The 10882-nt window shown below is 66.7% G+C and carries 11 protein-coding genes; 1 reads left to right on the top strand and 10 read right to left on the bottom strand.

Translation table 11 applies throughout. The annotated features are described in order from the left end of the window. The first annotated feature begins 469 nt into the window (after positions 1 to 469). Positions 470 to 1285 (top strand): IclR family transcriptional regulator, encoded by an 816-nt coding sequence (locus RBB42_RS18510; RefSeq protein ID WP_305970967.1) that lies wholly within the window; start codon positions 470 to 472, stop codon positions 1283 to 1285. Between the two features lie 27 nt (positions 1286 to 1312). On the opposite strand, the gene RBB42_RS18505 is transcribed toward RBB42_RS18510, so the two are convergent. From RBB42_RS18505 to RBB42_RS18460, 10 genes are read right to left on the bottom strand one after another with little or no spacing between them, the layout of a single operon-like run. Beyond that, positions 1313 to 1912 carry a pentapeptide repeat-containing protein gene (locus RBB42_RS18505; RefSeq protein ID WP_305970968.1) on the bottom strand — a complete coding sequence of 200 codons (600 nt, stop codon included), beginning with the start codon at positions 1910 to 1912 and terminating at the stop codon, positions 1313 to 1315. After that, a complete protein-coding gene (locus tag RBB42_RS18500) occupies positions 1912 to 2379 on the bottom strand; it encodes a flavodoxin domain-containing protein (protein WP_305970969.1) in 468 nt (155 codons plus the stop codon). The genes RBB42_RS18505 and RBB42_RS18500 overlap by 1 nt, the downstream gene beginning before the upstream one ends. Continuing rightward, the gene (locus tag RBB42_RS18495) at positions 2376 to 3608 is read right to left on the bottom strand and encodes an FAD-dependent oxidoreductase (RefSeq protein WP_305970970.1); all 1233 of its coding nucleotides are present in this window, start codon (positions 3606 to 3608) and stop codon (positions 2376 to 2378) included. The genes RBB42_RS18500 and RBB42_RS18495 overlap by 4 nt, the downstream gene beginning before the upstream one ends. After that, positions 3605 to 5098, bottom strand: a complete 1494-nt coding sequence (locus tag RBB42_RS18490; RefSeq protein ID WP_305970971.1) for an aldehyde dehydrogenase — start codon at positions 5096 to 5098, stop codon at positions 3605 to 3607. Before RBB42_RS18490 ends, RBB42_RS18495 begins: the two co-directional genes overlap by 4 nt. A gap of 5 nt (positions 5099 to 5103) precedes the next feature. Next, positions 5104 to 5898: an aspartate dehydrogenase gene (locus RBB42_RS18485; protein ID WP_305970972.1), complete on the bottom strand. Its 795-nt coding sequence runs from the start codon at positions 5896 to 5898 to the stop codon at positions 5104 to 5106. 4 nt (positions 5899 to 5902) lie between these two features. Continuing rightward, positions 5903 to 7579, bottom strand: coding sequence for a thiamine pyrophosphate-binding protein (locus RBB42_RS18480; protein WP_305970973.1), 1677 nt, complete (start codon positions 7577 to 7579; stop codon positions 5903 to 5905). A gap of 10 nt (positions 7580 to 7589) precedes the next feature. After that, positions 7590 to 8378, bottom strand: coding sequence for an SDR family oxidoreductase (locus tag RBB42_RS18475; protein ID WP_305970974.1), 789 nt, complete (start codon positions 8376 to 8378; stop codon positions 7590 to 7592). Next, the gene (locus RBB42_RS18470; protein ID WP_305970975.1) at positions 8375 to 9310 is read right to left on the bottom strand and encodes a VOC family protein; all 936 of its coding nucleotides are present in this window, start codon (positions 9308 to 9310) and stop codon (positions 8375 to 8377) included. Before RBB42_RS18470 ends, RBB42_RS18475 begins: the two co-directional genes overlap by 4 nt. 25 nt (positions 9311 to 9335) lie before the next feature. Then, positions 9336 to 10148 carry an alpha/beta fold hydrolase gene (locus RBB42_RS18465; protein WP_305970976.1) on the bottom strand — a complete coding sequence of 271 codons (813 nt, stop codon included), beginning with the start codon at positions 10146 to 10148 and terminating at the stop codon, positions 9336 to 9338. After that, on the bottom strand, positions 10145 to 10882 hold the full coding sequence (locus RBB42_RS18460) for an SDR family oxidoreductase (protein ID WP_306043747.1): 738 nt from the start codon (positions 10880 to 10882) through the stop codon (positions 10145 to 10147). Before RBB42_RS18460 ends, RBB42_RS18465 begins: the two co-directional genes overlap by 4 nt.

The following is a 10882-nucleotide window of genomic DNA, read 5'->3' as shown; positions in this document are numbered from 1 at the left end:
CGTCCCGTCGTGCGCCTCAGCGCCGCCGGTGAAGGGGCTTTTACGGTTACCAATCCAAACCCGCAAGCAGTTTTTTGAAGAAAGACCGATTTTTTTGGCATTTCTTTGGAAACGCCCTGAATACAGATACTTACACAGACCCACATGAAACCAACGAACCGGTTTGTTGCCATATGGCGCCCTGCCCGACCGTTCCGCGCCTGCAAGAGAGCCTCTTTGGGACGAATCCACTCCGGCCTGGAGGATCTGACGCCCGTCGGGGACACTCGCCCGGCCCGGCTTAATCTCTCACCACCTTCTCACCCAACCCCTGCCCTTTCCTGAAGTTTGACCGGATAGGCCGTCACAAGACCCAAGGACGCTGGCTGGTCGTCGAAACCAAGCCTTCTCTGATCAAATCCCCAGTCGACATCTGCTCATGAAGTGCGCTACGCGTTCATATATGGACAACCGCGCCGGGGAGGATTGCATGCCGAACGACAGCGACGCCAAGACCCATCCTGATTACTCTGTCCCGCCCGTGGTGCGGGCTCTTGCGGTTCTGCGCCATATCGCGGCCGGCAATCGCTGTCGCAACATGAGCAAGACGGCCAAGGACATCGGCATCAACCGCACGACGCTGATCCGCCTTCTGGCCACGCTCGAGGCGGAGCGCATCATAGAGACCCTGCCCGACGACGGGGGATACCGCCTTGGGACCGGTCTGATCGCCCTAGCGACAGAGGCGCTGAACGAACGCGGCCTGATCCCCACGGCCCGGCCGATCCTGGCCAAGCTGGTCGACCGTCTCGCACTGTCTGCACACCTGGGCATACGAGAAGGGCACGATATCATCTATCTCGCGCGCGAGACGCCCAACTCGCACCTGGCCAGCACAGTGCGCGAGGGCACACATCTGCCCGCCCATGCCACGACAATCGGGCGCATCCTGCTGGCGGAACTGTCCTCGGCGGATCTGCGGGCGTTGTACAGTGCGCATCCGCTGGAGGCCTACACGAACAAGACCCGCACCAGCCTCGAGGAACTCGAGAACCAACTGGCCGAGGACCGGGCACGCGGCATGTCGTGGAGCGTGGCGAATTTCGAACGCGAGATCGGGTCGGCGGCGGTCGCCGTCTACGATCACCAGGGGCGCGCCATCGCGGCCATCAACGTGACCGGTCACGTCAGCGCCTTTGCGGCGGACAGCCCGCAGGTCGGCCAGATCGAAACGGAGCTGAAAGCCGCGGCGAGAGAGATTTCCGAGGCGCTCGGCTATCGTGGCTGGGCCTCGGAACAGATATAGGGGCGCGCGGGCAACGCGCCCCCGGTCTCAGACATAGGTATAGCCGAAGGACATTCCGAAAGCGGCCGGTTGCAGCGCGCCGTTCCCCTGCCGCGCCCCGCGCAGCCAGAGGCGCCCGTGCACCTGGGTTTCGGCCAGGTCGGTATCCGCAGGCAGTGCCGCGTCCTGACACCACAAACCGCCCAGCCATTCGCTGTCCCGAAAGTTCGCCGGGCCCTGGATGGACACCTGCGCCAGCGAGCAGTTGCCATAGCCCACGGCGCCGGAAAAATCCGCCCCCGCCGCGAAGCGCGCGCCGTCGAACCTGCCGATCCCCCTGAATTCAGTCCCCGAGAACCGTGCCGCACCGTCGAACCGGGCACCTTCGAAACGGGCGTCGTTCAGGAAAACCGCGCCGCTGAAATCCGCGCGCCCGCCAAACCGCACGTCCCGCAACCAGCTGAGCCCGAGGAAGCGTGCGCCTGGTGCGTCTATCCCCTCGGGGAAACGGGCCCCGGAAAGATCGAAGCCGGCCACCTCGCAGCCAGAAAGGTCCAGCCGCCCTTCGCAAGTCACCCCGCTCAGATCGGCATGTTCGCCGTGCCGCCAGGGGGCGACGAGCCTTTCGCGCAGTTCCGCAGGGGTCATCAGGCTGCCTCGCCCAACTTTTCCGAAACTTCGGCGATGACGGCCTCGGCCCAGGGAAAAGCCAGATCCTCGGCCATGTCGCTGCCAGAGGCATCGTGTGCCACGCGTTCCCCCACCTGGTGGGCGCCATGCGCGATCATCAGTTCCGCAAGCTTCTTGGGACCGTGGTTGAAGGTCTCGTCGTATTCGCTGTCGCCAAGGCCGAAGATCGCGAAATGGATCGCCCCAAGGTCGGGCTTTTCCGCCTCCATCGCATCGGCAAAGGGCTGGGCCGAGGCCGGCAGGTCGCCATCGCCATAGGTCGAACAGACCAGCAGGTAAAAGCACTCCGCATCGAACTCCCCGGGCGCGAAATCCTCGAGGTTCGAGATAGCGATCTCGTGGTCAGCCTCGATCTCGGACTGGATGTCCTCGGCCAGCATTTCTGCGTTGCCGGTTTCGGTGCCGTAAAGGATGGTGATCTTCATTTGGTCGTCTCCCTTGCTCCTGCAACCCCGAGCATTGTCTCCCGGGTGGCGAGTTTGGTCCGGCAGCGCCCCTCGGGCGCGGCCTCTGTCTCAGCGGCGTCGATCCGGCACCAGCCGGCATAATCGACGATGTTGTCCAGCCCGTCGAACACCTCGCACCCCACGCGCGACGGATCGGCAGAAAGGCCGTCGAGGATGACAGATGCAAGCGCCTTTGCATCGGCGCGGTTCTCGGGGATCGTGCCACGCGGGCCCCGCCGGAACCATCCTGCCGCAAAAAGTCCGGGCGCAAGCCGCCCCGCTTCGGTGTCGGTGGCCTCGGAGATCAGCACATCGCGCGGCAGGCCCGGCGCCGCCTCGAACCCGATGGCGGTCAGGACGGATGTGCAGGGGATGACCTCTTCGCCCGTCTCCGAGGCGAAGCGCACGGCTTGTGCCCGGCCCTCCCCCTCGACCGCCTTCGGCGTCAGGCCGAACCGAAAGGTGATCCGCTTGGCCCCGGCCCCGTGTCCGTGGATCGCCGAAAGCGCCTCCAGAGTCTTCATCTCGGTCGCGTCGTCGCTGTCACCGGCGCCGACCACCTCGATCCGGACATCGGACAGCTTGGCCAGTTCCTTGACCATGACAGCGTCGAACTTGGCCCGCGCGGCGGGCGACCGCCCGGTAATCGTAATCGTCTCGATCCCGCTTTCGGCCAGCCAGCGGCTCGGCCCCTCGCCCAGGTCCGAACCGTCGAGTTCATCGGGCGCCTTGGCCAGCAGCCGCAGCAGGTCGATGGCCACGTTTCCATTGCCGACGATGACGGGGTGTGCGCCCAGATCGGGCAGGTCCTCGGCCTCGGGATGCTCGAAAAGGGCGCGGGTCAGCCGCCCCGCGCCATAGACACCAGGCAGATCGTCGCCGGGTACGCCCAGCTTTCGATCCGCCGACAGTCCCGCCGCCAGCACCACGACATCATAAGCCGCGCGCAACTGGTCCAGTGTCACGTCCCGGCCAATCGCCACGTTGCCGAAAAAACGTGCGCCCTGCCGTTCGAAGACGCGCGCGAATTGACGAGCAACGCCCTTTGTCCCCTGGTGGTCGGCCGCCACGCCGTAGCGGACCAGCCCGTAGGGCACAGGCAGTTGGTCGACGAGGTCGACCTGCAGATCCGGCGCCTTCTTCAGCAGCGCCTGCGCCAGGTAACAGCCTGACGGTCCGGCGCCCACGATTGCGATCTTGCCGCTCATGTCGCCTCCAGCGCGGCGCCGGCCCAGGGATGGGGCGCACCGCTCAGATCGGTGTAAAAGCTCTTTTGCGTCATGTAGGCGCGCAGGCCCTGGCGGCCCTTCTCGCGTCCGATGCCGCTGTCCCCGTCGCCGCCGAAGGGCGTCGAGATCGAGAACTGCTTGTAGGTGTTGTGCCAGACTGTGCCCGCCTTGATTGCGCTACCGATGCGCCAGGCGCGCGGAAAGTCCCGCGTCCAGATCCCGCAGGCCAGCCCGTAGTCGTTGTCGTTCGACTGGGCGATGACATCGGCCTCGTCGTCAAAGGGCATGACGACCAGCACCGGGCCAAAGACCTCTTCGCGGCAGATGCGCGCCGTGTTGTCGACCCCCGCAAGGATGGTGGGCAGGTAGTAGCTGCCCGCTGCATAGTCTGCGCCTTCGGGCGCGGCACCGCCGCAAAGCAGTTCCGCCCCCTCGTCCAGCGCCCGGGCAACGTGGTCCGCCACCTCGGCCCGGTGGTCCATGTGGATCAGCGGCGCCACCTGCGTTCCCGCCTCAAAGGGGTGGCCCACTTTCAGCGCGCGTGTCGCCGCGACCAGCCGCTCGACAAAGCCGTCGTAGATCGAGCGTTCGACGAACAGGCGCGATCCCGCGATGCAGCTTTGCCCCGAGGACGAGAAAATGCCGAAGAGGATCCCGGCAATCGCCAGATCCATGTCCGCATCTGCAAAGACGATGGTGGGTGACTTGCCACCAAGCTCCAGGCTGACGGGCATCAGTTTTTCCGCCGCCTTGCGCGCCAGGGTCCGCCCCGTCGAGGTACCACCGGTAAAGCTGACCTTGGCGGTGTCGGGATGTTCCACCAGCAGGTTGCCGATCTCCCGCCCCGAACCGGGCAGGACCGAGAACAACCCCTTGGGCAATCCGGCCTCATCCACGATCCGCGCCAGTTCCAGCGCCGTCAGCGGCGACCATGAGGCGGGTTTCAGGATCACGGCATTGCCCGCTGCCAGTGCCGGCGCCACTTTCTGCGCATCCGAGGCGATGGGCGAATTCCACGGCGTGATGGCGGCGACGACACCCAGCGGTTCATGCACCGACAGGGTCATCGCGGTGCCGCGCCGTGCCGTCAGATCGTCGTCCATCGTCTCGGCCACGGCGGCGAAATAGCGGAAGGTGCCCGCCGCCGAGGCCGCAAGCGCCGCGGTTTCCGTCAGCGTCTTGCCGGTGTCGCGGGATTGGATGCGCGAAATCCGTCCGGTGTTCGCCTCGATCCCGTCGGCGATGCGGTACAGGACCCGCGCCCGCTCAAAGGGTTTCAGCGCCCCCCAGGCGGGCTGCGCCGCCCTGGCCAAGGCAATCGCCTCTTCGCCATCGGCGGCGGATGCGCCGCGCAGGACGCGGTTCACCGAGCCATCCGCCGGGAATACCGACGTGATCTCGGCGCCCCGACCCTCGCGCCAGGTGCCGCCAAGGTACAGCCGTCCGTCCGGCAGTGTCGTGTCCATCATGTTCATCAGATCACCACTGGGTTCATGCGGTTCCGGATCTCTCGCAGGACCGAGTAGACCGTTGAAACGCTGGTTTTCACATTGCCCGCCGAGGGCAGGTTCTGGATTTCCATCGTGTAATTCGCCACGGGCGAGCGCACGTCGTAAGAATGCACGTTACCCGGCGCTTCCGGGTCCGCGATCAGCTCGACCTGCGTGTCCTCGAAACCGGCCCCGGCCAGGGCCAGCGCCGCCGCGACGTTGGCATTCTTGGGGAAGGCGCGCGCGGCATCCCGCGCCGATCCACGGAAAAAGACCTCGCGCGTGGTCAGGGTATCGAGGTCAAACGTTTCCCCGGCAGGCGTCCCCGCCCAGGCCTTGGGCGGCTTGATGCCGCGATAGGTGACTTGCAACTCGCCTGTTGCAGAGAGCGCCGACAACAGGTCCAGACCGCCGACCGCGCCCGCGGGCAGGACGATCCGCGCCCCGCCCTCTTGCGCCGCTGCGCGCAACCGGGCCTCCAGCGCGGGATCCGACATGGCGCCGACCGAAACCTGCACCATGTCCACACCTGCACGCAGCACCACCGGCCCGTGTTCGGACACAGCCGCGTGCCCCGCGCATTCCACGATCAGATCGGGCATTTCGGCCAGCAGCGCCTCGGCCGTGGTCACCACGACCGCCCCCGCCGTCGCCGGCACGCTGGCCTCGCGGCCCGGGCGCACCAGAACAGCCAGATGCGCAGGGGCAAGCCCCGCCTCCTGCATCAGGCCCAGCAGCGTGGCGCCGATGTTGCCAAAGCCGATCAGTCCCAGCCGCATGCGGTCAGTCCTCTTTCTGCGCGGCACCGGCGGGCGGCCCTGCAAAGGCTTCGGCAAAGGGACCGATGGCGATCATGTCCACCTCGATCAGCTGGGGTCCTTCGGCTGCCAGCGCGTCGTCCAGCGCCGTCTCGAACTCGTCCAGCGCGCTGACCTTGCGGTGCGGCAGGCCGATCGAGGCGCAGAATGTCCCGAACTCGGGCACGCGGATCGCCGAATAGTGCCGGCGGCTGTCGTATTGCGCGTCCTGGATGTTCTGGATCACACCATAGGCCTGGTCGTTCATCAGGACATAGACCAGCGGCGCCTTTTCATCGACGGCGGTGATCGCCTCGGCAAGGCCCAGCATCGTGCCGCCATCCCCCAGCAGGGTGATCGCCTTGCGCCCTTCCGTGCAGGCCAACGCCGCGCCAATCCCCATCGAAACACCCTGCCCGATGCCGCCGCCCAGCGCATGCACGCCCTGCGTTGGCTCGCTGAGCCGGACATACCGATTGCCGAAGGTCGAGTTCGAGATCGTCACGTCGCGCACCCAGGCATGGCCGCCTTCGACAACCTTGGCGCTGAGCGTATCCGCCACCGAGGAATAATGGCCCAGGCGGTCGCGCAGCGCGCCCTCGGCCTTGGCGCGCGCCTTGGCAATGTCGAAGCCAAGGTTCGGATCGGTGTCCAGTTTCGCGGGCAAAAGTTCCAGCACGCGTGCCAGCGTGTCCGCTGCATCGCCATGCGCGAAGAGGTCCACCGGATAGTTGCGCCCCCCCTGCGAGGCATCTGCGTCGATCTGGATCAGAGGCTTGGGCAGAGGCATCTCGTTGTTGCGGGTCTCGTTGCCGCGCAGGCGCGAGCCGATGACGATCATAAGGTCACAGCTCTGGTACAGCTCGACTGCCTCCGGCCCCATGTTGAAGGCACCCAGCGTGCCCGGCTCTTCCTCGGACACCACGCCGCGACCGTTGGTCGAGGAAACGACGCCCACACCGCGCCGCATGAGCTCCGTCGCCTCGGCCACGGCGCCACGGGCACCGCCGCCCAGCCAGATCAACGGACGCTTGGCCTGTTTCAGGTGATCGGCAATTTTCTCGATTACCGCGTCGGATACGCGGGGCACCACCGGCACCGGGGCGAACTGCGTGCCCTGCGGTGCCGCGAGGCTGCGTTGCACATCCACCGGGATTTCCAGCGACACCGGACCGCTGGGGGCCGAGAGCGCCGAGGAGACGGCCGCCGTCAAGGCGCCAACGGCGCCATTGGCATCCCACATGCGGTAGACCGCCTTGGACACCCCGCGCAGCATCTCGGGCTGGCGCGGCACGTCGTGGATCGCCGCGCGATCACGGTCGGCATAGGCCAGGTCAACCTGGCTGGTGATGTGCAACACGCGGCTGCCGGCGGTCAGCGCCTCGGCCTGCGCGCCGGCGGCATTGCCCGCCGCCGTCCCGGTGGAGGTCAGGCAGACGCCCAAACCGCCCGAAACCCGCGCATAGGCGTCCGCCATGTTCATCGCGCCTGCCTCGCCCCGCGCCGGGACAAAGCGGATCCGCCCCTGGCGCGCCACCGCGTCGAGGATCGGCATGTTGTGGATCGAAATGACCCCGAACATGGTGGTGACGCCAACATCCGCCAGATAGCGGGCAATGAAATCGCCGACCGTCTCGGTCTGCTGAATTTGTTCGTGTTTCATACCCATCTCCCTAGATGTGCCGTGCCAGCCCGCCCGAAACGTCGAGCTGGGCGCCGGTGATGTAACTGGCCGCGCGCGAGCCGAGAAAGGCGATCGCGTTGGCGGCCTCTTCGGGGTCGCCGAGACGGCCCATCGGAATGCCTTTCTTCTCGGCCAGCGCGCCGTACCAGTCGGCGCGGCTGACGTTTTGATCCTCGCGCGCGGCAAAGCGGCGGGTCCATTGTCCGGATTCGATCAACCCCATGAGAACCGAGTTCACCCGCACATGCGGCGCCAACTCGACGCTGAGCGATTTCAGCATGTTCTGGACGCCGGCCCGGGCCGATGAGGTGCAGACCATGTGCGGCTCTGGCTGGTACGCCAGCAAGGAATTCACCGCGACGATGGCGCCCTGCGCCTCTCGCAGCATGGGCAGGAAGGCCCGGATCGGCAGCACCTGGCTGAAGATCTTGAGTTCGTATTCGTCGCGCCAGTCCTGGTCGCTGGTCTCGGCGAAGGTCGAAAGACGCCCCTGCCCCGCATTGTTCACCAGCAGGTCGCAGCGGCCGAAGGTCTGTTGCACCTCGTCGGCAAATCCGGTCACGTCGTCCGCGTCCAGCACCGAGAAGGCACGGGACAACACGCGATCCTCGCCGTAGTCGCGGCGCAACACGCTGGCCACGTCCTCCAGCCGCGAGGCGTTGCGCGCACAAAGCGCAACCTTGGCGCCCGATCCCAGCAGCACCCGCACAGTCGCCAGCCCGATGCCCGAGGATCCGCCGGTGACAACCGCCACCGAGCCGTCGTATCCGAAATTCATTCCGCTGCCCCCCGGTCGCGTCGTGCCAGTTCCGGCCATCCCGGATCGGGCCGCCCTTGCATCACCGCGCGTTGCGCCGGTGTGGGCGGACCGGCGGTCATCCAGCGGTCCATCAGTTCGGGATTGTCGCGCGGCCAGACCTGCGCCTCGTGCGTGGTCTCGTCGATCTGTTGCAGTTCCGAGGTAAACTCGATCACGAAGCCCGAGGGCGAGACGAAATAGGCAAACGGATTGTTGCCCGGTCCATGACGGCCCGGCCCCCAGGTCGGCACATGGCCCTTCTGCTTCATCCGGCCGATGGCCCGCATGAATTCGTCGATGGTCGGCAATTCAAAGGCGACGTGGTTGACGCTGGCATAATGCGCACGGACCAGCGCGATCGAATGGTGATCGGTGTTGCAGCGCAGGAATACCATCTGGTCGGCAGAGTAATCCGAGGTCCGGAACCCCAGCACGTTCTCGTACCAGGCCTGCACGCCTTCCATGTCCGGCGTGTTCAGCACCACATGGCTGATCTTTTTCGGCTTGGACCAGTCCGGCTCTTCGGGCAGTTGCCGGGCCTCGGTGCGGAACCGCAGGCGGCGCATGTCCGGATCGAGGATCTCGAAGCCATAGCCGCCGGCCCAGTCGTCGAAGTCCGCCGGGGCGCCCAGCACCTGCGCCCCCCTCGCGACGCATTGCGCGTGCAGCGCGTCGGTTTGTGCACGGTCGGGCATGGCGAAATGCACATATTCTATGCCAAAGACATCGCCCTCGGTCAGGCCATAGAGAAATGGCTCGGTTCCGGTCCCGCGCAAGAGCGCCATGCCGTCGTCGCTATGGGCCAGTTTCAGGCCCCACATGTCCTCGTAGAAGGGCAAGGTTTCCGCCAATCCCGGGCCGCGCATCATGATGCCGCGTAGACTGCCGGTGCGGATCTGGGTCTCGCTCATCGGGTTTCCTCCTTCGTTCCGCCGGTCAACCGGCTGTCTCGGGGTGCGGGGCCAGCGCGGCGGCGAATGCCGCGGGGGCCTGCAGGTAAAGCGCGTGCCCGGCGTCAGGCACGATGGTCAGGCGGCCCTCCGCGGCGCGATGCAACGCGGAAAAGGCACGGCGGGCACCGTCAGGGGGCGTGACCAGGTCACCGGCGCCGACGATCACGTCGGTCGGCACCATCAGGCGTTCGGCATCGTCCAGCAGCCGGCCCGAGGCCAGCATCCGCGCGGCCTGGCCATAGCCGGGCAACGTGACCCTCGACATGGCGGCCTGAACTTGGGCGACATGGTCCGGATTGGCGTCGGGATCATGTACGAGGCGTGCGGCGCGCAGGGCCGCGAACTTTTCGGCTCCAAGACGCTGAAGATCGTCGATCCGCGCCTGGGCGGCGGAACTCAGGCCGCCACCCCGCGGCACCCCGTGCCCCAAAGCCGGCGATGCAAGGACAAGCCGGCTGACCCGGTCCCGGTGCGCTGCGGCAAAGGCCGCGCCCATCAGCGTGCCCAGCGAATGCCCCGCCAACATGATCCGGCGCAGTCCGAGCGCATCGCAGAAACCTTCCAGCGCGCGGGCATAGTCGCTGGCCAGCGGCCAGGCCATCTCGAGCGGTGCAGAGCCACCATAGCCCGGCGCGTTCCAGGCGATCACCCGGCGCCCGGCGCCAATGTGATCCAGCAGCGGCGAGAAAGAGCCGGCCTGCGATCCGATGCCATGCAACAGCACCAGCGGCTCGCCCTCTCCCGGACGTTCGAAGTATTCGATCCCTGAAACGGTGTTCGTTTCCCAGCCCGTCATTTGAACACGAACCCGTTGTTGACGGGCAGCACCTGCCCGGTGAGCGTCAGCGCGCCTTCGCTCAGCAGAAAGGCCACAACGTCGGTGATCTCTTCGGGCGCCTGCGGCCCGGGAACGGCGCGGCCGTCGGAATACTGGCGATGGCGTGCCTCGGGGACGTAGTCGGTCGACTCGGTGGTCAGGATGCCCGGCGCCACGGCGCTGACACCCACGCGGTCCTTGCCCAGTTCTCGGGCCAGCGAGCGGGTCATGGCCATGACCGCCCCCTTGCTGGCGACGTAGGACATGAGGTTCGGCGCGCCCCAGAGCGCGGTGTCCGAGGCCACGTTGACCACCCGGCCCGAGCCCGATGCGCGCAGCATCGGCGCGGCGGCACGGGTCATCAGCCAGGTGCCGCGCACGTTCACACGCTGCACAAGGTCCCAACTGTCGATCTCGATCTCTTCGAAGCCAATGCCACCGATGCCGGTGGCGATCGCGCCGTTGTTGACCAGACCGTGCAGCTTGCCGTCCGTGGCCTTGCCGACCGAGGCCGCCAGCGCCGTGATAGACCCCGGATCACCCAGGTCGACGGGCAGAAAGCGCGCGCCAACCTCCTTGGCGGTGGCACGGCCCTCCTCCTCGGCGATGTCCGCCAGGATCAGTTCCGCCCCCTGGCCCGCGAGGCAGCGGGCGATTTCCGCCCCCAGACCCCGCGCCGCGCCGGTCAGCAGGATATGACGTCCTTGCAGCAT

The sequence above is a fragment of the Mameliella sp. MMSF_3455 genome, from assembly GCF_030733205.1.
GTDB lineage: Bacteria > Pseudomonadota > Alphaproteobacteria > Rhodobacterales > Rhodobacteraceae > Antarctobacter.
This window is presented reverse-complemented; position numbering and strand designations above follow the sequence as displayed.

Excerpts from the sequence above, each read along its gene's own strand:
- RBB42_RS18510 (WP_305970967.1), top strand. The coding sequence starts at position 470 with ATGCCGAACGACAGCGACGCCAAGACCCATCCTGATTACTCTGTCCCG.
- RBB42_RS18505 (WP_305970968.1), bottom strand. The coding sequence starts at position 1,912 with ATGACCCCTGCGGAACTGCGCGAAAGGCTCGTCGCCCCCTGGCGGCAC.
- RBB42_RS18500 (WP_305970969.1), bottom strand. The coding sequence starts at position 2,379 with ATGAAGATCACCATCCTTTACGGCACCGAAACCGGCAACGCAGAAATG.
- RBB42_RS18495 (WP_305970970.1), bottom strand. The coding sequence starts at position 3,608 with ATGAGCGGCAAGATCGCAATCGTGGGCGCCGGACCGTCAGGCTGTTAC.
- RBB42_RS18490 (WP_305970971.1), bottom strand. The coding sequence starts at position 5,098 with ATGATGGACACGACACTGCCGGACGGACGGCTGTACCTTGGCGGCACC.
- RBB42_RS18485 (WP_305970972.1), bottom strand. The coding sequence starts at position 5,898 with ATGCGGCTGGGACTGATCGGCTTTGGCAACATCGGCGCCACGCTGCTG.
- RBB42_RS18480 (WP_305970973.1), bottom strand. The coding sequence starts at position 7,579 with ATGAAACACGAACAAATTCAGCAGACCGAGACGGTCGGCGATTTCATT.
- RBB42_RS18475 (WP_305970974.1), bottom strand. The coding sequence starts at position 8,378 with ATGAATTTCGGATACGACGGCTCGGTGGCGGTTGTCACCGGCGGATCC.
- RBB42_RS18470 (WP_305970975.1), bottom strand. The coding sequence starts at position 9,310 with ATGAGCGAGACCCAGATCCGCACCGGCAGTCTACGCGGCATCATGATG.
- RBB42_RS18465 (WP_305970976.1), bottom strand. The coding sequence starts at position 10,148 with ATGACGGGCTGGGAAACGAACACCGTTTCAGGGATCGAATACTTCGAA.
- RBB42_RS18460 (WP_306043747.1), bottom strand. The coding sequence starts at position 10,882 with ATGCTGCAAGGACGTCATATCCTGCTGACCGGCGCGGCGCGGGGTCTG.